A 21,875-nucleotide genomic window follows, 5' to 3' on the forward strand; every position below is an offset into this window, starting at 1 on the left:
TTCGACATAAACCGCCGGCAGGCCCTCGGGTCTGCCGGTTTTCTTTTGTTCAGATTCCCGCGCCACCCTCCGAAAATTCCGGAAAAGAGTTTTTGGGGCTGGCGGAATCGTTTTTGAAAAGGTATCCGGTGAAGCCCATGGCGCGATACGTATTCATCACTGGCGGCGTGGTTTCCTCCCTCGGAAAAGGAATTGCGGCCGCGGCTCTCGGAGCGTTGCTGCAGGCCCGTGGATATCGGGTCCGGCTTCGCAAGCTCGATCCCTATCTGAACGTGGACCCGGGCACGATGAGCCCGACCCAGCACGGCGAGGTCTTCGTCACCGACGATGGCGCGGAAACCGATCTCGATCTCGGCCACTACGAACGCTTCACTGGGCGTTCGGCGACCAAGACCGACAACATCACCACCGGCCGCATCTACAAGAACATCATCGACAAGGAACGCCGCGGCGACTATCTCGGCGCGACGGTGCAGGTCATCCCGCACGTCACCAACGAGATCAAGGATTTCGTCACCGAGGGCAATCAGGACTACGATTTCGTCATCTGCGAGATCGGCGGCACGGTCGGCGATATCGAAGCAATGCCCTTCATGGAGGCGATCCGCCAGCTCGGCAACGACCTGCCGCGGGGCACCGCCGTCTACGTCCATCTGACGCTGATGCCTTACATTCCGGCGGCCGGCGAGCTGAAGACCAAGCCGACGCAGCACTCGGTCAAGGAGCTGCAGGCGCTTGGCATTCACCCCGATATCCTGCTGGTGCGCGCCGACCGCGAAATCCCGGAGGCGGAGCGCCGCAAGCTCTCGCTGTTCTGCAACGTGCGTCCGTCGGCGGTCATTCAGGCGCTTGATGTGGCCAACATCTACGACGTGCCGATGGCCTACCACAAGGAAGGGCTCGACGACGAAGTGCTCGCCGCCTTCGGCATCGAACCGGCGCCAAAGCCTCGTCTTGACCAGTGGGAAGAGGTCTGCAACCGCATCCGTACGCCGGAAGGCGAGGTGACGATCGCGATCGTCGGCAAATATACCGGTCTCAAGGATGCCTATAAGTCGCTGATCGAGGCGCTGCATCACGGCGGCATCGCCAATCGCGTCAAGGTCAAGCTCGAATGGATCGAGTCCGAAGTCTTCGAAAAGGAAGATCCGGCGCCCTATCTCGAAAAGGTGCATGGCATCCTGGTGCCCGGCGGCTTCGGCGAGCGCGGCTCCGAGGGCAAGATCCATGCGGCGCGCTTCGCCCGCGAGCGCAAGGTGCCTTATTTCGGCATCTGTTTCGGCATGCAGATGGCCGTCATCGAGGCGGCGCGCAATCTCGCCGATGTGCCGGACGCTTCATCGACCGAATTCGGCCCTGCGAAGGAGCCGGTGGTCGGCTTGATGACGGAATGGATCAAGGGCAACGAGCTGCAGAAGCGCACGGCGGCCGGCGATCTCGGCGGCACCATGCGCCTCGGCGCGTACAAGGCGGCGCTGAAGAAGGGCACGAAGATCTCGGAGATCTACGGCTCGACGGATATTTCCGAGCGTCATCGCCACCGCTATGAAGTCAATATCGACTACAAGGATCGGCTCGAGAGTTGCGGCCTGGTCTTCTCCGGCATGTCGCCCGATGGCGTGCTGCCGGAGACGATCGAATATCCTGACCATCCCTGGTTCATCGGCGTGCAGTATCACCCGGAACTGAAGAGCCGGCCGCTCGACCCGCATCCGCTGTTTGCAAGCTTCATCGAAGCGGCGACCGAACAGAGCCGTCTCGTCTGACGCATGCGGCGCCAGATCGCGCTGTAATGCGCGATCGGGATAATTCGTCATCCTACTTTCAGGCAGCGGCCGGCAACGGCCCGATATAGACGGAACGCGGGCGGATCAGCCGGCCGTCGAGCGCCTGTTCGCGGGCATGGGCCAGCCATCCCACAGTACGACCGATTGCAAAAACGCCGGTGAAGGCCTGCCTGGGAAAGCCGAGGGCTTCGAGCAGCAGCGCGGTATAAAATTCGACATTGACGTCGAGCGGCCGGTTCGGCTTGCGCGCCTTAAGGATCGCCAATGCGGCGGCTTCCACCGCCTCGGCGAGTTCGACGCGGGCCCCGTCGACCTGGCCTGACGCGATCAGCGGCTTCAGCGCGCCTTTCAACGCATCGGCGCGCGGGTCGCGGACGCGGTAGATGCGGTGGCCGAAGCCCATCAGTCTTTCGCCGCGATCGAGTGCATCGGCAAGCCATGTGCCGGCATTATCAGGCATTCCCACCGCATCCAGCATGTCGAGGACGGGACCGGGTGCGCCGCCATGCAGCGGCCCCTTCAGCGCGCTCAACGCCGCCAGAACCGAAGAGGTGAGGCCGGCCCGCGTCGAGGCGATGACGCGTGATGCGAAGGTCGAGGCGTTGAGGCCGTGGTCTGATATCGTCACGAGATAGGTGTCGAGTGCCGCCGTCTGCTCCCTGGTCGGCAATCGTCCGGTCAGCATGCGCAGGATATCGGCTGCCTGCGGCAGCGAGGCGTCGGGCGCGATCGGCTTTTGACCGCGCTGCAGCCTGAGAATCGCCGGCAGGAAGACTGCCGGTGCTGCCAGAAGGCTGAGCGCGATGTCGAAATCCTCACGGTCCGGCAGCCTTGCGATCAGCGCCCGCATCGCATCGACCGGTGGCAGGGCGATCAAGGGGGCGTCGGCGGCTTTGATATGGGCGAAAACCTTCGTTCGTGCCTGTGCCAGCCAGTCGCGCAAGAGCGCCTCATCGAAGCTTCGCTCCATCAACCCGTCGAGAAGCAGTGCAGCGACGCGCTCATAGGTGCCGTCTGCGACCAGATGATCCAGCGATACGCCGCGGATGATCAGTCGACCCGCTTCGCCATCGACATCCGACAGCTGCGTTTCGGCGGCAATAACATCTTCCAAGCCGTTTTTCATGTGGGTTCTCCTTTACGGTTCGAATGATCCGACCTAGTCTTATTGACGTCAATCTTGACGCAATTGATCAATGTGAGGCCGTGATGCCGTGGTTGACCACCCACGAGGCGCTGCAGGCGCTGAAGACCAAACCGCAGACGCTCTACGCCAATGTCAGCCGAGGGCGCATCCGCGCCAAGCCCGATCCCGCCGATCCGCGCCGCAGCCTCTATCACGCTGCAGACGTGCGGCGGCTTGCAGATCGCCACGCCGGCCGCCGCAAGGCCGAAACGGTCGCGGCCGAGACAATCCGATGGGGCGACCCCGTTCTCTCCTCGACAATCTCCACCGTCACGGGCGGACGCCTTTTCTATCGCGGTAAGGACGTGGCCAATCTTGCCGAGACCGCGACGCTTGAGCAGACGGCGGCATTGCTTTGGAATGGAGCGGAGATGCCTGCATCCGCTACCGCGGCCGCGCATGGCCGTCCATCGCTTCAGGCCGCGTTCCTGGCGCTTGCCGGGCGGGTGACATCGGACCTGCCGTCGCTTGGCCGCTCGCCGGCGGTACTCCGGCGCGAGGCGCATGGGATTCTTGCAACGATCGCGGATGCGCTGGCGCCCGGCGCTTCGGACCAGCCGCTGCATCGCAGGCTGGCGGCTAGCTGGCATCGGCCGGAGGCCGGCGATTGCCTGCGTCGCGCGCTGGTGCTGCTTGCCGATCATGAACTCAACGCCTCGGCCTTTGCGGCACGAGTCACGGCCTCATCGGGTGCGGCACTGTCGGCCGCCGTGCTTTCCGGTCTGGCGACGCTGACGGGGCCGCTGCATGGCGCCGCCTGGCAGAGCGTCGACGCGTTGATCGAGGCAGCTTGCGCCCTCGGTCCGGCGCAGGCGATCCGCCGCACACTTGCCCAAGGCAATCGCTTATCCGCCTTCGGTCACCCGCTCTATCCGGATAGCGATATCCGGGCGCTGGCGCTGCTTTCGCAATTTACACTGCCGCCTGAGTTCGCCGAGGTCAGGGAGAGGGGCGAGGAGATCGTCGGGGAAAAGGTCAATATCGATTTCGCGCTTGCCGCGATGGCGGCCACCTTCGATCTGCCGAGAGAGGCGCCGATCATCATTTTTTCGCTTGCACGCTGCACCGGCTGGCTTGCGCATGCGATGGAGCAGATCGAAAGCGGCGAATTGATCCGGCCACGGGCACGTTATACCGGACCGGCGCCCGATATGAAGAGCAGCACTTGAGGATGCGCGGTACGCTTTTTTTCGCCTATGGAAATATCCGAATTCGGCTATCATGCCTTGCATGGAAGAAGACGGTTGGCGGGCGCTTTCGCAGAAGCAGTTCCGCACGGTCACGGGGGCTTTCCATGAATATGACGTTTCTCAAGCTGTTTGCCGCCGGACTCGCTGCCGGCCTCATTCCGCATGACGCGGTGCTCGCGCAATCTGCGGGCTGCGCAATCTCGCGCGATGCCGGCGCCCGCCAGACGCTCAGTTGCCCTGGTGGCGTCAAGGTGACGGCGGAGGCCGGCGCGTCTTTCCAACTCTCCGACCGCAATCGTGATGGCAGTCCCGATTCGGCCTCGCTGCGGCGTAAGGCCATCCTCGTCGATGTCGACGGCAGTCAGCATGCGGGTGGTTTCCAGGTGGTGACACCGCAGGCGATCGCTGCCGTGCGCGGCACACGATGGGCTGTCGACGTCGCGGGCGGCAAGACCTCGGTCCTCGTCGTCAGAGGCAGCGTGGCCGTCCGCCGGCCTGCCGGCGAGCCGGTGGTGCTGTCGCCGGGCGAGGGCGTCGATGTTAGCAGCGGAGCCGAACCGCTGGTTGTGCGCCGCTGGCCCGCACCGCGTGTCGCCGCCCTTCTCGCCCGCCTCGGCCAATAAATACCATGAGCCATCGCCTGCTGACCGTGATCGCGCTGCTGCTCGCCGGTCTCTGGGGCGCGGCGCTCGGCTATCTCAATCTCAATGGCGGGATCGGCCTTCTCGACCGGATGGAGGCCTCGCTCGCCGACATTCGCAGCATCGTCGTCGGAGCGAAGGCGCCGCCTCCCGTCGTCTCGATCGTCGCGATCGACGACCGTACGGCGGCGGCCCACGGCTATCCCCTTGACCGGGCGACACTGGCGCGCCTCATCAATGCGATCAACGCTTTGAAGCCGAAGGCTCTGGCTCTCGACATCCTGCTCGTCGATCCGGGACCGGAGGAAGGCGATGCGGCGGTGACCGCTGCCCTTGGAGAGGGACCGAGCGTGATTGCGGCGGCGGCCACCTTTGCGCAGAGCCGGCAGCGAGTTACCGACTTGGCGGACGATCCGCTTGCCGCCATCCCTGAGGCAGATCAGCTTCTCTTGCCGCTTCCCCGCTTTGCCGGCGCGGCTGCGGTCGGGGTCGTCAATGTCGCTACCGACCAGACCGGCACGCCGCGTTTCATTCCACTGATCTCGCGCGCCGCAGACCGGCTGGATCCGGCTTTTCCGCTGCGAGCCGCCTCGGTGGCGCTCGGTGTCGACCCGACTATCGAACGCGATGCGATCATGCTCGGAGCATTGCGCATTCCCACGGATATTGGCCAGCGCCTGCCGGTGACCTTCTATGGCCGGCGCGGCAGCATCGCCACGTCAAGCGCCGCCGATGCGCTTGACGGCAAGCTGGCGGCGGACGCGGTCACTGGCCGCATCGTGGTCATCGGTTCGACCGTCACCGGCGGCGGCGACGTCTTCCCGACGCCGTTCGATCCCGTCATGCCGGGCGTCGAGGTGATGTCGACCGCGATTACCCATCTCGTCACCGGCGACGGCATGGTGCGCGACCACAGGATCAGGCTGATCGATGCCGCCATGGCCGTCGGGCTGGCGATCGTGCTGGTTTCGCTGACCGCCTGGCGGCGCAGTGCTGCCGGCTATGCCATCATCGTGCTGGCGCTGGTCGTCTGGGCAATGCTCAATCTGGCAGCCTTTGCGCATGGCTATTGGCTGAGTGCCGCCCTGCCGATCGCCGCAGCATTGCCGCCGGTGCTGATCTTCGGCGCAGCCGAGCTCTGGCTCGACCGCGGCCGCGCCCGCCATTTCGCCGAACAGAGCGCGCTTCTGCAGCGTATCGAGGCGCCCGGCCTTGGAGAATGGCTGGCGCGCCATCCGAATTTCCTTGCCGCCCCGGTGCGCCAGAACGCCGCCGTCGTCTTCATCGATCTCTCGGGCTTCACCGGCCTCAGCGAAACCCTCGGCCCGGTCAAGGTGAGCGAAATGCTGAGCGGCTTCTTCGAAATCATCGATGAGGAGGCGCGCGCCCACCGCGGCGCTATCACCAGCTTCATGGGCGACGGGGCGATGATCCTGTTCGGGCTGCCGGAGCCGGCCGACGACGATGCCGCCCGCGCCGTCGCCTGCGCGGTCAGCCTGTGCGAGCGGACGCGGCAATGGCTGGACGTTCATGCCGGGTTTGCCGAAAAGAAGATCAGCTTCAAGGTCGGCGCCCATTGCGGGCCGATCGTCGCCTCGCGGCTTGGCACCGGTGACCGGCAACAGATCACGGCAGCCGGCGATACGGTGAATGTCGGCAGCCGGTTGATGGAGATCGCTGCCCGCCACGGCGTCGAGCTGGCGCTCAGCGCCGAAATCGTCGGCGCCGCGGGGCCGGACAGCGTGCTCCTCGCGGCCGGCAGCATAGAGGGTCCGCTGGAAACAGCGCTGCGCGGCCGGGCCAGCCATATCGACGCCTGGCTGTGGCGCAGCCGCACGCTTTGACAATCGCTGCGGGAGCCGCTAGGAACGGCGCAAATACCCCGCCGGCTGGCTCCGGCCATGGCGCATTTCGCGCCTGAAAGCTCCGAAAGATCGAACTCATGACAGAATTCAACGGCGTCGTTCCGGCGATCGCCAAGGCGTTGCAGAAGCGCGGTTACGCCGAACTCACCCCGGTGCAGAAGGCGATGCTCGATCCTGATCTCGCCGCGTCCGATGCACTGGTTTCGGCTCAGACCGGGTCCGGCAAGACCGTCGCCTTCGGGCTGGCGCTGGCGCCGACGCTGCTCGACGGCAGCGAGCGTTTCGCCGCTGCCGGCGCGCCGCTCGCTCTCGTCATCGCCCCGACGCGCGAACTTGCCCTGCAGGTGAAGCGCGAACTCGAATGGCTCTATGAGATGACCGGTGCGGTGATATCAAGCTGTGTCGGCGGCATGGACATCCGCAGCGAGCGCCGGTCGCTCGAGCGCGGCGCCCATATCGTCGTCGGCACGCCCGGCCGCCTCTGCGACCATATTCGCCGCCACGCGCTCGACATGTCGGAACTGAAAGCCGCCGTGCTGGATGAAGCCGACGAAATGCTCGACCTCGGCTTCCGTGAGGACCTGGAATTCATCCTCGACTCGGCACCGGACGAGCGCCGGACGCTGATGTTTTCGGCAACGGTGCCGGCGGCAATCGCCAAGCTCGCCAAGAGCTATCAGCGCGATGCCGTGCGCATCAGCACCGCGGCCGAGGAGAAGCAGCATGTCGATATCGAATATCGCGCCCTTGTCGTTGCCCCGAGCGACCGCGAGAACGCCATAATCAACGTGCTGCGTTATTACGAGGCAACCAACGCCATCGTCTTCTGTTCGACGCGCGCCGCCGTCAATCATCTGACCGCGCGCTTCAATAACCGCAATTTCTCCGTCGTGGCGCTGTCCGGCGAGCTGACGCAGAACGAGCGCAGCCATGCGCTGCAGGCGATGCGCGATGGCCGCGCCCGCGTCTGCATTGCAACCGACGTCGCCGCCCGCGGCATCGATCTGCCGGGCCTCGATCTCGTCATCCATGCCGACCTGCCGACCAATCCGGAAACGCTGCTGCATCGCAGTGGCCGTACCGGCCGGGCCGGACGCAAGGGCATCAGTGCCATGATCGTGCCGCTGAGTGCGCGGCGCAAGGCCGAGCGTTTGCTGGAGAATGCCGGCATTTCGGCAGCCTGGGCGCGGCCGCCGTCGGCCGAGGAGGTGAACGAGCGCGACGACGAGCGGCTGCTCGCCGACCCGATCTTCCGCGACGAGCCACAGGAGGAAGAACAGAAGCTGGTGCAGCAGCTTCTCGCGAGCCACGGCGCCGACAAGCTCGCGGCCGCTTTCCTGCGTCTCTACCGCACCAACCATTCGGCGCCGGAAGATCTCATTGAGGTTACCGTTCAGGACGATCGCAGCCGTAAGCGCCGCGACAATGCCGCCCCCTTCGAGCCGGCGCAAAAGGGACCGCGCGAAGATTTCGGCCCGAGCGTGTGGTTCTCCGTCTCGGTCGGGCGCAAGCAGAATGCCGAACCGCGCTGGCTGATCCCGATGCTCTGCCGCAACGGCAACGTGACGAAGCGCGAGATCGGCGCGATCAAGATGCAGCCCGAGGAAACCTATGTGGAGATCGCGGCAGCGAGCGCCGAGAGCTTCCTGAACGCAATCGGACCGAACAAGGCGCTCGAACGCGGAATCCGCGTGACGAGGCTTGCCGGCACGCCGGATTTCAGCCGCGCGCCGTCGCCGAAACCCTATGCCGGCAAGGCATCCCGTGACGAACGGCCGGGCGAGGCGTTCCGCGACGAACGGCCGAAAAAGAAGTTCGGCAAGGGTTCGAGCGGCGGCTATGCCGCAGCCGACAATGGCGGCGGCGAACGGCGGGACGCCAAGCCCTGGAGCAAGAAGGCAGGCAAGCCTGGCTACGATGGCGCGAAATCCGACAAACCCAGATTTGACAAGCCGAAATTTGAAGGCGGCAAGCATGAGGGCAAAGGCGGCGCTGGGCCAAAAGGCAAATTCTCGAAGAAGAAGCCCGGCTGATTTCGATCGCCGCGTGACCTCTTGACCGGCAGGATCAGACGACGATGAAACGCTCCGGCATGCCGCGTCCCGATCCGGCCGCCTTCATCAGGGCCAATCTGCCGATCTCACGGGTCCCCTCGATCCCCGAGATCCTGCTCCACACCGCCGGGCCTGCGAGCGGGCTCTGGCGGCTTGCCGGCCGTCGACAAGCCGACGCGCCACCTTACTGGGCCTATCCATGGGCCGGCGGCGCCGTGCTTGCCCGCCATCTGCTCGACCGGCCGGAAATCGTTACCGGTCGACGCGTCCTCGATCTCGGCGCTGGCTCCGGGTTGGTCGCCATCGCGGCGGCGAAGGCTGGAGCAGCGACGGTGATGGCGGTCGATGTCGATGCCAATGCGATTGCCGCGATCAGCCTCAACGCGACGATCAATGACGTCACCATCTCGGCAGTTGCCGCCGATATCCTTGATGCGCCGCCGCCGGAAGCGGCGGATCTCCTTGTGGTCGGCGATCTTTTCTATGATCCCTCGCTTGCCTTGCAGGTGATGACTTTCTTGCGGCGTTGCCAGGCAAGCGGCATCGAGGTGCTGATCGGCGATCCCGAGCGGGCCTATCTCCCGCTGGGCGATCTCAGCCGCGTCGCCACCCACGCCGTTGCCGATTTCGGCGCAAGTACCGGGGGCAAAGCGGTGCAGGCGGGTGTCTTTTCGCTCCGGCAATAGCCGGAAGCGAATTAACAGTTCACCTGTGTGCCGCCATACGCTCTATCCGCACCGGACGACTGCTTGGCGCATGTAGACGAGGTGCCTTTATTTCCTGTCACCTACAAATGTGGCTCCTGCTGCTGGCAGGACGGGAAAGGATCGGCCACCTCAGGTCAGGAGATCCGGCCGCAGCAGCATGACCGGGCAGGGCGCTCCGGCCGGCAGCTCCGGGGCATGCGGCGGGCGGATAATGAGGCAGTCGGCTTGCGCAAACACCTTCATCATCGAGGAATCCTGCTTGCCGAAGGGTTCGGCCAGCCAGTTTCCGGTCGTGGATTTCGCAAGCCTCGCCCTGATATAGTCCTGCCGGTGATCATTGGCGCGCAATGTGACGGCTGCCTCCACCGTCGTCTCACGTCGCACCGGCGGCAGAGAGGCGAGCTTGCGGATCAGCGGCTCGAGGAACAGCAGCGAACAGACGAGGCTCGAGACCGGATTGCCGGGCAGGCCGAGCACATGGGTTTCGCCGAAGCTGCCGACCATCAGCGGTTTGCCAGGGCGCATGGCGATGCGCCAGAAATCGAGCTGCATCCCGGCCTCGATCAGCGTCGCCTGCACCAGATCATGATCGCCGACCGACGCGCCGCCGAGCGTGACGATGACATCGGCCTTGGCATCCCGGGATTTGTTGATTGCCTCGGTGATTTTAGTCTTATCGTCCGGCACGATGCCGAGATCAATGACATCCGCGCCGGCTTTGCGGGCAAGGGCTGCTATACCGAAGGTATTGGAGGCGATGATCTGCGAAGGTCCGGGCTTGCTTCCGGGCGGCAGCAGTTCGTCGCCGGTCGCAAGGATAGCGATCAGCGGGCGCTTGAGAATCTCGACATCGGGCCGGTTCATGCCGGCCGCGACCGTCAGCCGGGAGAAATCGAGCACGGTGCCGACAGGCAGCACCGCTTCGCCTTCGGCGAAATCCTGACCGCGGGGGCGCACATGCTGGCTCTGTCGCACCGGGAACCTGGTTCTGATGCCGCCGTCGATCTTCTCCGCATCCTCCTGCAGCAGGACGCTGTCGGCGCCGGGCGGAACAGGCGCGCCGGTGAAGATACGCACGGCCTCTCCCTTGCCGACGCTCCCCTCGAAGCCGTGGCCGGCAGACGATGTGCCGACGACCTTCAACACGGCGCCCGGCTCAGGTGCGTCCTCCCTGCGCAATGCGTAGCCGTCCATGGCCGAGGCATTGAAGGGCGGCTGGGTCAGGCGCGCCGTGAGATCAACCGCCAGAACGCGGCCTTCAGCCTCGGCAAGCGGCAGCGTCTCGGACGCGGTGACGGGCTTTGCGCGGGAGAGCAGGCGGTCCAAGGCGTCGGCGACCGGCAGAAGGTTCATTTCGCCTCCGGATGACGGAAGTCGCCTGATTTGCCGCCGGATTTTTCGAGCAGCCTGACGCCGCCGATCTCCATTGCCTTATCGGCGGCCTTGGCCATGTCGTAGATCGTCAGGCAAGCGACCGAGACGGCGGTCAGCGCCTCCATTTCGACACCGGTCTTGCCAGTCAGTTTGGCGGTTGCGGTGACGCGCAGGCCGGGCAGGGCGGCATCTTCCTCGATTTCGACCGTGACCTTCGTCAGCATCAGCGGATGGCAGAGCGGGATGAGATCGGCGGTGCGTTTTGCAGCCATGATGCCGGCTAAGCGCGCCGTGCCGATGACATCGCCCTTCTTGGCATTGCCCTGACGGATGAGCTGAAGGGTTTCCGGCGCCATCTTTACATGGCCTTCGGCGGTGGCAATGCGCACGGTCTCGGTTTTATCGGAGACGTCGACCATATGCGCCTCGCCGGAGGCATCGATATGGGTGAGGCCGGGCTTGCCGCCGCTCATATCATTCGGCCGCGATGGCGGCTTCGCCGAAGAGCAGCGCGCGGGTGGCGGCGGCGACGTCGTCCTTGCGCATCAGGCTTTCGCCGACAAGGAAGGTATTGATGTCGACGGCCTGCAGGCGCTGGCAATCGGCATGGGTGAAGATGCCGCTTTCGCCGACGAGGAGCCGATCATCGGGAACCATGGAGGCAAGTGTCTCGCTGACCATCAGGCTGACTTCGAAGGTCCGCAGGTTGCGATTGTTGATGCCGATAAGCGGCGAGGAGAGTTTCAGCGCCCGCTCCATTTCCGACGCGTCGTGAACCTCGACCAGCACGTCCATGCCGAGGGAGAAAGCTTCGTCCTGCAGACGCTCCGCATCGTCATCGCTCAGCGACGCCATGATCAGCAGAATGCAATCGGCACCCCAGGCGCGCGCCTCGTGGACCTGATAGGTCTCGAACATGAAATCCTTGCGCAGGGCCGGCAGCGCGCAGGCGGCTCGTGCCGCCGCCAAAAATTCCGGCGCGCCCTGAAAGCTCGGCGTGTCGGTCAGCACGGAAAGACACGCCGCGCCGCCGGCTTCATAGGCTTTCGCCAGTGCCGGCGGATCGAAATCCGGACGGATCAGCCCCTTGGACGGGCTTGCTTTCTTGATCTCGGCGATCAGGCCGAAATGGCCGGCCTCCTGCTTGGCGACGAGCGCCTCGTAAAAACCGCGCGGAGCGGACTGGTCGGCCTGCATCGCCTTCAAATCGGCAAGCGACACGGCAGCCTTGGCGGCGGCAATTTCCTCGCGCTTATAGAGTTCGATCTTCTTCAGGATATCGGTCATCGGCCAATCCTAGTCGATATCGTTGGAAACGGCGATGAGTTTGTCGAGGGCGAGCGCCGTGGCGCCGCTATCCAGCGAATGCGCGGCCAGCGCCATGCCGTCGCGGATCGTCTCCGCCTTGCCCGCGATGACGAGCGAGGCGGCGGCATTGGCGAGCGAGACATCGCGATAGGCATTCCTGGCGCCGCCGAGCACTTCGCGAAGCGCTGCGGCATTGGCGATGCCGTCACCGCCCTTGATATCGGCGAGCATGCAGGGGCTGACGCCGAAATCGGCGGGCGACAGCTCGAAAGTACGGATCTTGCCGTCTTCGAGCGCCGCCACCTTGGTGAGGCCGGTCGTGGTGATTTCGTCGAGGCCATCGCCATGGACCACCCATACGCATTCGGAGCCGAGATCGCGCATGACTTCGGCAAGCGGCACCAGCCATTGCGGCGAGAAGACGCCAAGCAACTGGCGGCGGACGCCGGCTGGGTTGGAAAGCGGCCCGAGCAGGTTGAAGATGGTGCGCGTGCCAAGTTCGACGCGCGAGGGGCCGACGTGGCGCATGGCGGAATGATGCAGCTGGGCAAACATGAAGCCGACCCCGGCATCCGCGATGCAGCGCGTGATGATCTCGGGACCGACATCGATATTGACGCCGAGTGCCGCGAGATTATCCGCCGCACCTGATTTCGAGCTCAGCGCCCGGTTGCCGTGCTTGGCGACGGGCACACCGGCGCCGGCGACGATCAACGCTGCCAACGTCGAAATATTATAGGTGCCGCTGGCGTCGCCGCCGGTGCCGACGATGTCGATCGCATCGGCCGGTGCCTCGACGGTCAGCATTTTCGACCGCATGGTGGTGACGGCGCCGACGATCTCGTCGACGGTTTCGCCGCGCACGCGCAGCGCCATCAGGAAGCCACCGATCTGCGAAGGCGTTGCCTGGCCGGACATCAGGATGTCGAAGGCATCGCGGGCCTCGTCACGCGTCAGCGGCTCGCGGCTTGCGGCCTTGGCCAGGAACGGCTTCAGATCGGTCATAAAACCTCCTAGCGGGTCGTTGCCTGTTCGGCGAGCGTCTGGTTGATCGAAGCCCCATACTGCGTCTGCAGCAGGTTGACCATCTGGTCGAGGATATCATCGCCGGCGGCATTGGCCATGGCGGTGAGCTGGGCGTCGCGGTTGTTCAGCACGTCGCCGGTCGGCTGGCTGTTGACCTCGGTGACCTTCATCAGGATCTGCGTCGAGGGATCGGCGCCGACCGCGCTCGCAACCGTATCGACCGGGCCGGAGAAGGCGGCCTTGACGGCGGCGCGTCCGAGGACCGGATCATCGGTGGAGCGGGTGATACCGCTCTTGCTTTCGACGGCAATGCCGAGCGGCGCTGCAATGTCGGCAAGGGCGGTACCCTTTTGCGCCTGGGCCTTCAATTCCTCGGCCTTCTTGGCGAGTTCGGCCTTTTGCCGCTCTGCTGTCCAGTCCTCGACGGCTTTCTCGCGCACCTCGGCAATCGGGCGGTCCCGGTCCGGCGTGATTTCGCGCACGTTGAACCAGACATAGCCGTCATTACCGATCGGAAGCGGCGAGGCATCGACGCCGACCTCGGTCTTGAAGGCTTCACCGAGCAGCTGCTGCTTGGCGGGAAGATCCTTGACCTCTTTGCCGTCCTTGTCGGCGCCGGTCGCATCGACGGCGTCGACGGTCACCGCCTTGAGCTTGAGCTGACCGGCGATATCCTCGAGCGTGGAGCCGCCGGCGCGCATATCCTCGATACGGTCATGAACGTTGATGACTTCCTGAGAAGCGTTGGAAAGCGCCAGCTGCTTGCGGATGTCTTCCTTCACCTCGTCGAAATTCTTGACAGTTTCCGGCTTGATGTTGGTGATGCGCAGGATGACCGGGCCGAAAGAGCCGTCGACGACAGGCGTCGTGCCGCCATCCTTCGACACCGCAAAGGCGGCATCGGCGACGGCCTGGTCGGGAACCTTGTCCTTGGTGAACTCGCCGAGCAGCACGTCGCTTGCCGTCTTGCCCTGGTCGGTGACCAGCTGATCGAAGCTGGTGCCGCCCTTCAGCGCCGTTTCGGCGGCGGTGGCGAGATCCTTGCTGGTGAAGGTCAGCTGTTCGATCGTCCGGCTCTCCGGCGTGCGATAACTATCCTTGCCCTTCTCGAACGCTTCGCGGATCTGGTCGTCGGTAACGGTCGCGGCATCGGCGATATCGGCCGGCTGCAGCTTGAGATAGATGAGCTTGCGGTATTCCGGTGCGCGGTAGCGCTGCTTGACGCCTTCGAACCAGCTCGCCAGCACGTCGTCGGCGGGCGCCTTGATCGGTTCGATATTGGCGTTGGTCAGCAAGAGGTAGTCGATGCTGCGGCTTTCATCGCCATAGAGCTTCAGTGCGTCGATCAGCGTCTTCGGCGCGGTAAAGCCGTTGGAAACGGCATCGACGATCTGGCTGCGGACGGCGACCTTGCTGCGCTCCTTGATGTAATCGTCCTGGCGGATGCCGGCATTGCGCAGGCGCGAAACGAACAGCTCGCGATCGAACTGGCCATTGACAGCCTTGAAAGCCGGATCGTCGCCAATGAGCTGGGCGAGACGATCCTCGGAGAGGCCGAGGTTCATATCTTCGGCGAGCTGGTCGAGTGAGGCGCCGGCAACGAGCTGTGACAGCACCTGCTGCTCGACTCCGAAGGCGCGGGCCTGCTCGGGCGTGAGGCGCATGCCGAACTGCTGGCCGATGCTTGCCACCTGACGCTGATAGGCAAGGTGGAATTCGTCGACCCCCACCTTCTGATCGCCGACGGTCACGACCGTGGTGCTGCTGCCGCCTGATATCAGCTCACGCGATATGCCCCAGATGCCGAAGGAGGCCACCAGGAGAAGCAGGAGCAGCTTGGCAACCCAGGTCTGAGCAGCTCTTCTCAGAAGATGGAACATGGAAACGCAAACCTCGCAGTATTTATTGACCCGCGCACGGGCAGACATTCGACGTTCCTTAAAACAAAGCCGACAGGAAATGAAGGGTTGTCACGCGAAAAGCTGCGCATGGCCGCGAGGTCGACGCAAGGCGTTGATGGCGAACAAAAGATCGCCTCCCGGCGGAACCTTTCAGGCCGCCATTTCGTTGAAGCGGCATCCCATGAAACAGGAGCAGACCATGGCAGAAATGAAAACCGCTTCCGCCGAATCCACCGCTGCGCGCGTCAAGGCGGATATCGCAGCAGACGATCTGTCGGCACAGGTTACGGCACTCCGTGAAGATCTCTCCAGATTGACGGACAGTGTGCGTGCGCTGGGGCAGGGGGCAAAGTCGGTGGTTACGGACGAAGCTTCGCTGATGACGGAACGGCTGCGCGACAAGGTTCGCGAAGAACCGATCATGGCGCTCGCGATAACGGCAGGCGTAGCCTATCTTTTCGGCCTGCTGAGCCGCCGCTGAACATGGAATTCGGGACGGAAAAAGCCGGACGCAAGGCGCGCCCGGCTTTTAGTCATGTCTGCCAGTTATGTCTGGACAATCAGCGGCGGATGGCGCGGCCGATGAAAATCAGAATGCAGGCACCGATGAAGCCGGTGATCAGGTAACCAAGCCACCCCGCCAACGGCTGGATGTGCAACAGACCCAGAATCCAGTTGGCGACGATCGCGCCGACGATGCCGAGCAAAATGTTCATGAGCACGCCCATATTGCTGCTCATGACCTTTTCTGCCAGCCATCCGGCAATGCCGCCGATGATGATGGCCGCAATCCAACCCACGCCTGCGTTTTCCATAGTGATCCCTCCTGGTGAAACGACTCGCAAATGCACGAAACCAAGGAAAGTTCCACTCCTGGAGGAACTTTAGCCCCTATGGATGCAGCACGGTGACCGGCGTTTCCAGCAGGTAAGCGATGAGTTGGAACATTAGGCCGCTTAGTGCAAGAATTGCGAAGCCGAAAGGCATGATCAGGCTTTTGCTAAACATTCTTCCTCTCCCTTCTGAAGTAAAGCATAAGCCGAAGTGTGGGTTTCGCAAGGTTATTACTAACAATTGGTTAAGTGCGATATTTAAGTAAAATGCTACATTCAGAGTGTGATGTCGAAATTGTTCGCGGATATCATGCTGAAATACACGGAGTAATGGTATATGCCGCCGCTTCCCGTCCAGCCATTCTACATCTCGGAGAGTTTTGGCCGGCCTAATCGGTTTCTCGACGGAACAGGAGCCGCGGGATGCACCAATTCGGCGCAGGTGCTGATATATGTCCGGCCGCCGGCGGATTGATTTTGGCTCGGACTGCGTCATTTTTCCGGGGGTTCGTTCAATCAGGGAAAGACCTAAATGCCAAAAGCTGCAATCGCTATCGCCTGCTGCCTCTGCCTGCTTACGCTCCCCGGCTGCGGCAATACTGCATACGGGCTGAAGAAGGATGGACAGGAGGCGAGCCACGCAATGGATAATGCGACCCATCGGGTGCTTTCGGCCGGCGCCAAGAAGTAATGGCGGCTGCGGCGACACGCAGCAAATCTTGCATGAAAAAAGCCCGCCTGGGGTGAGGCGGGCTTAGCATAACAGAGAGAATGGACGGACGAAAACCGTCCCGACTGATACAGCATTTCCTTAAAGGCGCCGCCGTACGTCATTCGACGTAACCGCGACCGAAGGGTTCCGGCAGCGGCGTCAGAATCGGGTCAGAAGTTGCCCCAATTCTGAGCGCGGGCACGGGCGCGAATAATCCGATATTCGCGACCGCCATAGAGCGAACCGATGGTCAGCAGAAGCGTCAGAACGTCCCAGATGATATGCATGTTATCCTCTCAGGTTGGACGGCTCTGCCGTCGATCGGTGAAGGTACAATAGCAATCTTTCGAACCTGCTTATATGACAAGAAATCGGGATGAGCGGGGAAAGGGCAGGCCGCTTGCGGCGTCTGATGAGACGCGCGGCGCTGTAGGAGCAGCAATGTGAACAAATCAGCCGGCGCCAGTCCATGACGATTTTCTCCGTTCGCCACATCACGTCCTATCGTTACCGCCGCGAGGTCGATTTCGGCGAGCATCGCCTGATGTTTCGGCCGCGCGACAGTTTCGACCAGCGGCTGATCGAGGCGTCGCTGACCACCTATCCGGAGCAAAGCCATGTGCGCTGGATCCACGATGTTTTCGGCAATTGCGTGGCGCTCGTCGATTTTTCCCGCCCGTCGGTGGAGCTTCGTTTCGAAACTTGGATCACACTCGATCATACGCCTCAACTCGCCCCGGACATTCGGATCGACGAGGCGGCGCTGACCTATCCTTTCTCCTACGACAAGGACGAAATCGCCGATCTCGCGCCGGCGATGCAGCGCCATTATCCCGATTCGGGCGATGAGGTCGGTCGCTGGGCGCGGCAGTTCGTGCGCCTGGGGCACCCGACAGAGACCGGGCACCTGCTGATGACGCTCTGTTATGCCATTCGCGAAAGCTTTGTCTATGCACGCCGCCAGGAACATGGAACGCAAACGCCGCTGCAGACCTTGCAGCTTCGCTCCGGCACCTGCCGAGATTTCGCGCTTCTGATGATGGAGGCGGCACGCTCGCTCGGCTTGGCGGCGCGGTTCGTCACCGGTTACGTCTACGTCCCCGACCGGGACGGCTCCACCGTCCTCGGCGGCGGCTCCACGCATGCCTGGTGCCAGGTCTATCTTCCCGGGGCCGGCTGGGCCGAGTTTGATCCAACCAACGGCATCGTCGGCAACCGCGATCTCATTCGTGTGGCCGTTGCCCGCGACCCGCGCCAGGCAATTCCTTTGAGCGGCAGCTATGACGGCGAGGGGACGGATTTCGAGGGCATGACGGTGCAGGTCAACGTGACCACGCGGCAGTCGTGGATCACCGAGGGGTAATGGTTCATTGCCCCAGGCGATGGTTCATTTCCTCAGGCAATGTTCTTTGCTCGGGAAGTGCGGGATGGCAGTTGCGCGGTCGCGGGAACCGGGCGGCGCGATCGACGTTCCATTCTCACCTCCGCCCATGCCGGGAGGGACGAGGAAGCCACAATGAAGATACGCGCCGGGTTTCATCTGGGCTATAAATGCATACAGCCGACGCCGATGCTGCTGGTCCTCAACATTCATCCCTCCCGTCGCGCCGATCTTCTGAGCGAGCAGGTCCTGACATTCGACCGGCCGATTGAAGCGTGGGAATATACCGACGGCTTCGGCAATGCCTGCAGCCGGATCGTCGCTCCGCCGGGGCTGACGACGATTTCCACCGAGTTCGAGATCTATGACACGGGGCAGGCCGACATCGTTCCCGTCCAGGCCGTGCAGCACGCAATCAAGGATCTGCCCGACGAGGTGCTCGTCTTTCTGCTCGGCAGCCGTTACTGCGACACAGACAGGCTTTCGGATTTCGCCTGGGCGACCTTCTCATCAACGCCCCTCGGCTGGGCGCGCGTGCAGGCGATCTGCGATTTCGTGCATGACCACATCACCTTCGATTATCAGAAGGCCGACGTTCTCAGAACCGCACATGGCGGCTTCACCGATAAGAGCGGCGTCTGCCGCGACTTCGCCCATCTCGCCATCGCGCTTTGTCGATGCATGAATATTCCTGCCAGATACTGCACCGGTTACCTCGGCGATATCGGCGTTCCCGCCGATCCGAATCCAATGGATTTCAGTGCCTGGTTCGAGGTCTTTCTCGGCGGGCACTGGCATACGGTCGATGCCCGCCACAACACCCCGCGTATCGGCAGAATTCTGATGGCGACAGGCCGTGATGCGACCGACGTGGCGATGTCGACGGCTTTCGGCCCGGCGACGCTTTCCCGCTTCGAAGTGATCACCGAGGAAGTGCCGTAAGTTGCAGCCACGGACCCACGGGCCGCCGCAGGTAGATGCTACGCCTTCTTCAGGAACTCCGTTTTCAGCACGAGGCCTTTGACCTGCTTGGTGTTGCACTCGATCTCGCCGGGATTGTCGGTCAGACGAATGCCTTTGACCAAGGTTCCACGCTTCAGCGTCTCAGAGGTGCCCTTGACCTTGAGGTCTTTGATCAACGTCACGGAATCGCCGTCGTGAAGCTGGGTTCCGTTGCTGTCCTTTACGATAATGTCCTCGGCCATGATATCCTCGCTTGATGATGCGAGGGGGAAAACACGACGACAGGGGAGAGTCAATTACCAGCCCCGTCCCATCCCGTCGGATTCTCGTTCTCCTGCCCCCGATCCGCGGCTGAACAGACCTCACGAACACAGCTGCGCAGCCAGCGATGCGCGGGATCGGCATCCATCCTCGGGTGCCAAAGCAATGAAACCGTGAGCTCCGGCGTCGGAACGGGAAGGGGGAAACTGTGCATTCCCGCCCGCAAGCCTGCCGTGTGCCGTTCAGGAACGCTGGCGACCATGTCCGAGGCGCGGGCGAGCGCCAGCGCCGTGGAAAAGCCGCCGACGACGGTGGCGACCTGCCGTTCCAGCCCGAGCGCATTCAGAGCGTCATCGATCGCTCCTTTGTCGAACCCGCGCCGCGAGACGGCAATATGGCCGCCGGCCGCGTAACGGGAGGGCGTGATCTCATCGCGGCAAAGCGGATGGCCGGTGCGTACGACACCGATGAAGCGGTCGCGGAACAGGGCCTGCGCCCGCACCTCCGGTCCCATCGTCTCGCCAACGACACCGGTTTCCAGATCGACGCTTCCGTCACGCAACGGTGCGCTGTCCTTGTCCGGTTTCTGCATGAAACGCAGCCGCACGCCAGGGGCTTGCTTGCCGAGGCGGGCAATGAGATCGGGGCCGAAGCTTTCGGCAAAACCTTCGCTGGCGCGCAGCGTGAACGTCCGGACGAGCTTGCCGAGATCAAGCGCTTCGCCAGGACGCAGAACCGCCCGAGCATCCTCGACGATGCGGCCGACCCGCTCGCGCAGCTCGAGCGCCCGGGGTGTCGGAACCAGGCCGCGGCCGGCGCGCACCAGCAGCGGATCGCCCGTGGCCTCGCGCAATCGCGCGAGCGCCCGGCTCATGGCCGATGGGCTGAGCCGTAGCCTCTCGGCCGCACGGGCGACGCTGCCTTCGGCGAGCAAGACATCAAGGGTGACAAGCAGGTTGAGGTCAGGAGTCGACATGCATGCGGTATAACACAGTTTCGCAGTGATGTGGCGCTAGACGCATGAATGAAGTGCAAATGCTGCGCGTTCCGCCATGCCAGTTGCAGGATTAGGGTTCGCTGGCTCCCTTTCCAGGAGCGTGAACATGGAGGTCCTGTTGAACCCGATCATTGCAGAACAGGGCGAGGCAGTCGCCGAACGCCCCTATTCCGTCCGCTGGGGACTCGGCAGCCTTTGCCTCTCCATGCTCTTGCCGTCACTCGGCACCAGCATCGCCAATATCGGTCTGCCGGCCCTGGCGCAGGCATTCGGCGGCTCCTTCCAGGAGGTGCAGTGGATAGTCCTGGCCTATCTTCTTGCCATCACCACGCTGATCGTCAGCGTCGGGCGGCTTGGCGACATGACCGGCCGCAGACGGCTTCTGCTCATCGGCATCCTGCTGTTTACGCTGGCCTCTGTCCTCTGCGGGCTTGCGCCCGCGCTCTGGCTGATGATCGCCGCGCGGGCGCTGCAGGGTCTCGGCGCGGCCATCATGATGGCCCTGACCATGGCTTTTGTCGGCGAAACCGTGCCGAAGGCGAGGACCGGCAGCGCCATGGGGCTGCTCGCAACCATGTCGGCGATCGGCACCGCTCTCGGCCCGTCGCTGGGCGGCGCTCTGATTGCCGGGTTCGGCTGGCCGGCGATCTTTCTCGTCAACGTGCCGCTCGGCATCGTCGCCTTCACTCTCGCCTATCGTTTTCTGCCTGCCGACGGCAACATTGGGAAAACAGAGCGCGCCGGTTTCGACATGGCAGGCACCTTGCTGCTTGCCCTGGCGCTCTCCGCCTATGCGCTGGCGATGACGACCGGGCGGGGCAGCTTTGGATTGCTGAATCTCACCTTGCTGACGGCGGCTTTTTTCGGGATCGGTCTCTTCGTCTTCGCCGAGAGGAAAGCCGCTTCACCGCTGATCCGGCTGGCGGTGTTCCGCAATGCGGTGCTGAGCGCAAGCCTGGTCATGAACGCGCTCATCTCGACGGTGATGATGGCAACGCTGGTGGTCGGCCCGTTTTATCTCTCCTTTGCGCTCGGGCTCAGCGAGGCCGCAGTTGGCGCCGTCATGTCGATCGGCCCTGTCATCTCCATCCTTGCTGGAGTCCCGGCCGGCCGCCTGGTCGATCGCCTGGACACGCCATTCGTGATCGCCGCAGGCCTCATCGCCATGGCGGCGGGCGCCATCGCACTTGCCGTGCTTCCCGGAATGGCCGGCTACATCGCCGCCATCGCCATCCTGACGCCCGGCTATCAGCTGTTCCAGGCGGCCAACAACACCGCCGTCATGGCGGATGTCGGCCCTGACCAGCGCGGCGTCATCTCGGGCGCGCTCAACCTGTCGCGCAATCTCGGCCTGATTACCGGCGCCTCCGTCATGGGTGCGGTATTCGCGCGAGCATCGGGAACATCGGATGTCGCCGTGGCAGGCCCCGAGGCCATTCACTCAGGGATGCAGATCACCTTTGCCGTCGCAGCCATGGCGATCGCCGCGGCACTCGCCATCGCCGCCGCGACTTACCGCCGCGGTCGTTGAAGCAGAGCGCCGTCGAGACTGAGACCAAGGTCCGATCCGACCCGGACTTCATGCCGATACCAAACCCTCGGTCGCTGCAATAGGTTTTCGCGGTGGAACGAATTTGCGGAGTTTAGCGGTGACCAAAATCTTCGTTGTGGGGATGATACTGACGCCGG

The 21,875-nt window shown here is 63.5% G+C and carries 20 protein-coding genes; 11 read left to right on the forward strand and 9 right to left on the reverse strand.

Annotated elements, in window-relative coordinates; all coding sequences use genetic code 11:
* Positions 1 to 137 precede the first annotated feature (137 nt).
* Positions 138 to 1,766, forward strand: a complete 1,629-nt coding sequence (locus QWJ46_RS25600; protein ID WP_184459631.1) for a CTP synthase — start codon at positions 138 to 140, stop codon at positions 1,764 to 1,766.
* A 58-nt stretch (positions 1,767 to 1,824) separates the two neighbouring features.
* Here QWJ46_RS25600 and QWJ46_RS25605 read toward each other — a convergent pair whose 3' ends face one another.
* A complete protein-coding gene (locus QWJ46_RS25605) occupies positions 1,825 to 2,913 on the reverse strand; it encodes a citrate synthase/methylcitrate synthase (protein WP_302754729.1) in 1,089 nt (362 codons plus the stop codon).
* A gap of 83 nt (positions 2,914 to 2,996) precedes the next feature.
* Here QWJ46_RS25605 and QWJ46_RS25610 point away from each other — a divergent pair, with 83 nt between their 5' ends.
* From QWJ46_RS25610 to QWJ46_RS25630, 5 genes are all read left to right on the forward strand, one after another.
* The gene (locus QWJ46_RS25610) at positions 2,997 to 4,142 is read left to right on the forward strand and encodes a citrate synthase (protein ID WP_302754731.1); all 1,146 of its coding nucleotides are present in this window, start codon (positions 2,997 to 2,999) and stop codon (positions 4,140 to 4,142) included.
* A 125-nt stretch (positions 4,143 to 4,267) separates the two neighbouring features.
* Complete coding sequence (locus tag QWJ46_RS25615; RefSeq protein WP_302754734.1) at positions 4,268 to 4,786, forward strand: FecR family protein; 519 nt, start codon at positions 4,268 to 4,270, stop codon at positions 4,784 to 4,786.
* 5 nt (positions 4,787 to 4,791) lie between these two features.
* Positions 4,792 to 6,648, forward strand: coding sequence for a CHASE2 domain-containing protein (locus QWJ46_RS25620; RefSeq protein WP_302754736.1), 1,857 nt, complete (start codon positions 4,792 to 4,794; stop codon positions 6,646 to 6,648).
* Positions 6,649 to 6,746: 98 nt separating this feature from the next.
* On the forward strand, positions 6,747 to 8,702 hold the full coding sequence (locus QWJ46_RS25625; protein WP_302754739.1) for a DEAD/DEAH box helicase: 1,956 nt from the start codon (positions 6,747 to 6,749) through the stop codon (positions 8,700 to 8,702).
* Positions 8,703 to 8,746: 44 nt separating this feature from the next.
* Positions 8,747 to 9,409, forward strand: a complete 663-nt coding sequence (locus QWJ46_RS25630; RefSeq protein ID WP_302754743.1) for a methyltransferase — start codon at positions 8,747 to 8,749, stop codon at positions 9,407 to 9,409.
* Between the two features lie 150 nt (positions 9,410 to 9,559).
* On the opposite strand, the gene glp is transcribed toward QWJ46_RS25630, so the two are convergent.
* The 5 genes from glp to QWJ46_RS25655 are packed head-to-tail and all read right to left on the reverse strand — an operon-like array spanning position 9,560 to position 15,018.
* Entirely contained in the window at positions 9,560 to 10,783 is a 1,224-nt protein-coding gene (gene glp, locus QWJ46_RS25635; RefSeq protein ID WP_302754745.1) for a gephyrin-like molybdotransferase Glp, read from the reverse strand.
* A complete protein-coding gene (gene moaC / locus QWJ46_RS25640) occupies positions 10,780 to 11,277 on the reverse strand; it encodes a cyclic pyranopterin monophosphate synthase MoaC (protein WP_302754747.1) in 498 nt (165 codons plus the stop codon). Before moaC ends, glp begins: the two co-directional genes overlap by 4 nt.
* 1 nt (position 11,278) lies before the next feature.
* Positions 11,279 to 12,091 carry an indole-3-glycerol phosphate synthase TrpC gene (gene trpC / locus QWJ46_RS25645; protein ID WP_302754750.1) on the reverse strand — a complete coding sequence of 271 codons (813 nt, stop codon included), beginning with the start codon at positions 12,089 to 12,091 and terminating at the stop codon, positions 11,279 to 11,281.
* 9 nt (positions 12,092 to 12,100) lie between these two features.
* A complete protein-coding gene (gene trpD / locus QWJ46_RS25650) occupies positions 12,101 to 13,117 on the reverse strand; it encodes an anthranilate phosphoribosyltransferase (RefSeq protein WP_302754753.1) in 1,017 nt (338 codons plus the stop codon).
* A gap of 8 nt (positions 13,118 to 13,125) precedes the next feature.
* Positions 13,126 to 15,018, reverse strand: coding sequence for a peptidylprolyl isomerase (locus QWJ46_RS25655; RefSeq protein ID WP_302754756.1), 1,893 nt, complete (start codon positions 15,016 to 15,018; stop codon positions 13,126 to 13,128).
* A gap of 220 nt (positions 15,019 to 15,238) precedes the next feature.
* Between QWJ46_RS25655 and QWJ46_RS25660 the strand changes: the two genes are divergently transcribed.
* On the forward strand, positions 15,239 to 15,520 hold the full coding sequence (locus QWJ46_RS25660; protein ID WP_184459666.1) for a hypothetical protein: 282 nt from the start codon (positions 15,239 to 15,241) through the stop codon (positions 15,518 to 15,520).
* A 79-nt stretch (positions 15,521 to 15,599) separates the two neighbouring features.
* Here QWJ46_RS25660 and QWJ46_RS25665 read toward each other — a convergent pair whose 3' ends face one another.
* Positions 15,600 to 15,854: a GlsB/YeaQ/YmgE family stress response membrane protein gene (locus QWJ46_RS25665; protein WP_064802691.1), complete on the reverse strand. Its 255-nt coding sequence runs from the start codon at positions 15,852 to 15,854 to the stop codon at positions 15,600 to 15,602.
* 550 nt (positions 15,855 to 16,404) lie between these two features.
* Between QWJ46_RS25665 and QWJ46_RS25670 the strand changes: the two genes are divergently transcribed.
* The 3 genes from QWJ46_RS25670 to QWJ46_RS25680 all read left to right on the forward strand — a co-directional run bounded on the left by QWJ46_RS25670 (position 16,405) and on the right by QWJ46_RS25680 (position 18,907).
* Positions 16,405 to 16,563 carry an entericidin gene (locus tag QWJ46_RS25670; protein ID WP_184459642.1) on the forward strand — a complete coding sequence of 53 codons (159 nt, stop codon included), beginning with the start codon at positions 16,405 to 16,407 and terminating at the stop codon, positions 16,561 to 16,563.
* 490 nt (positions 16,564 to 17,053) lie between these two features.
* Positions 17,054 to 17,947, forward strand: a complete 894-nt coding sequence (locus QWJ46_RS25675; protein WP_302754759.1) for a transglutaminase family protein — start codon at positions 17,054 to 17,056, stop codon at positions 17,945 to 17,947.
* Positions 17,948 to 18,100: 153 nt separating this feature from the next.
* Positions 18,101 to 18,907, forward strand: coding sequence for a transglutaminase family protein (locus tag QWJ46_RS25680; RefSeq protein ID WP_184459644.1), 807 nt, complete (start codon positions 18,101 to 18,103; stop codon positions 18,905 to 18,907).
* Between the two features lie 38 nt (positions 18,908 to 18,945).
* Here the strand turns inward: QWJ46_RS25680 and QWJ46_RS25685 are convergent, their stop codons facing one another.
* Positions 18,946 to 19,170 (reverse strand): alkylphosphonate utilization protein, encoded by a 225-nt coding sequence (locus QWJ46_RS25685; RefSeq protein WP_184459645.1) that lies wholly within the window; start codon positions 19,168 to 19,170, stop codon positions 18,946 to 18,948.
* Positions 19,171 to 19,220: 50 nt separating this feature from the next.
* Positions 19,221 to 20,165 (reverse strand): LysR family transcriptional regulator, encoded by a 945-nt coding sequence (locus tag QWJ46_RS25690; protein WP_302754761.1) that lies wholly within the window; start codon positions 20,163 to 20,165, stop codon positions 19,221 to 19,223.
* A gap of 139 nt (positions 20,166 to 20,304) precedes the next feature.
* On the opposite strand from QWJ46_RS25690, the gene QWJ46_RS25695 reads away from it, so the two are divergent.
* Positions 20,305 to 21,717 (forward strand): MFS transporter, encoded by a 1,413-nt coding sequence (locus tag QWJ46_RS25695; RefSeq protein WP_368046101.1) that lies wholly within the window; start codon positions 20,305 to 20,307, stop codon positions 21,715 to 21,717.
* Positions 21,718 to 21,875 lie beyond the last annotated feature (158 nt).

It is taken from the genome of Rhizobium sp. CBN3 (assembly GCF_030518245.1).
In the GTDB taxonomy this organism is placed as follows: Bacteria; Pseudomonadota; Alphaproteobacteria; order Rhizobiales; family Rhizobiaceae; genus Rhizobium; species Rhizobium aethiopicum_A.

Coding starts and splice junctions, on each gene's coding strand:
- QWJ46_RS25660 (WP_184459666.1), top strand. CDS start 15,239: ATGGCAGAAATGAAAACCGCTTCCGCCGAATCCACCGCTGCGCGCGTC.
- QWJ46_RS25690 (WP_302754761.1), bottom strand. CDS start 20,165: ATGTCGACTCCTGACCTCAACCTGCTTGTCACCCTTGATGTCTTGCTC.
- QWJ46_RS25680 (WP_184459644.1), top strand. CDS start 18,101: ATGAAGATACGCGCCGGGTTTCATCTGGGCTATAAATGCATACAGCCG.
- QWJ46_RS25605 (WP_302754729.1), bottom strand. CDS start 2,913: ATGAAAAACGGCTTGGAAGATGTTATTGCCGCCGAAACGCAGCTGTCG.
- trpC (WP_302754750.1), bottom strand. CDS start 12,091: ATGACCGATATCCTGAAGAAGATCGAACTCTATAAGCGCGAGGAAATT.
- QWJ46_RS25610 (WP_302754731.1), top strand. CDS start 2,997: ATGCCGTGGTTGACCACCCACGAGGCGCTGCAGGCGCTGAAGACCAAA.
- trpD (WP_302754753.1), bottom strand. CDS start 13,117: ATGACCGATCTGAAGCCGTTCCTGGCCAAGGCCGCAAGCCGCGAGCCG.
- moaC (WP_302754747.1), bottom strand. CDS start 11,277: ATGAGCGGCGGCAAGCCCGGCCTCACCCATATCGATGCCTCCGGCGAG.
- QWJ46_RS25655 (WP_302754756.1), bottom strand. CDS start 15,018: ATGTTCCATCTTCTGAGAAGAGCTGCTCAGACCTGGGTTGCCAAGCTG.
- QWJ46_RS25685 (WP_184459645.1), bottom strand. CDS start 19,170: ATGGCCGAGGACATTATCGTAAAGGACAGCAACGGAACCCAGCTTCAC.
- QWJ46_RS25620 (WP_302754736.1), top strand. CDS start 4,792: ATGAGCCATCGCCTGCTGACCGTGATCGCGCTGCTGCTCGCCGGTCTC.
- QWJ46_RS25600 (WP_184459631.1), top strand. CDS start 138: ATGGCGCGATACGTATTCATCACTGGCGGCGTGGTTTCCTCCCTCGGA.
- QWJ46_RS25665 (WP_064802691.1), bottom strand. CDS start 15,854: ATGGAAAACGCAGGCGTGGGTTGGATTGCGGCCATCATCATCGGCGGC.
- QWJ46_RS25675 (WP_302754759.1), top strand. CDS start 17,054: ATGACGATTTTCTCCGTTCGCCACATCACGTCCTATCGTTACCGCCGC.
- QWJ46_RS25670 (WP_184459642.1), top strand. CDS start 16,405: ATGCCAAAAGCTGCAATCGCTATCGCCTGCTGCCTCTGCCTGCTTACG.
- QWJ46_RS25615 (WP_302754734.1), top strand. CDS start 4,268: ATGAATATGACGTTTCTCAAGCTGTTTGCCGCCGGACTCGCTGCCGGC.
- QWJ46_RS25630 (WP_302754743.1), top strand. CDS start 8,747: ATGAAACGCTCCGGCATGCCGCGTCCCGATCCGGCCGCCTTCATCAGG.
- glp (WP_302754745.1), bottom strand. CDS start 10,783: ATGAACCTTCTGCCGGTCGCCGACGCCTTGGACCGCCTGCTCTCCCGC.
- QWJ46_RS25625 (WP_302754739.1), top strand. CDS start 6,747: ATGACAGAATTCAACGGCGTCGTTCCGGCGATCGCCAAGGCGTTGCAG.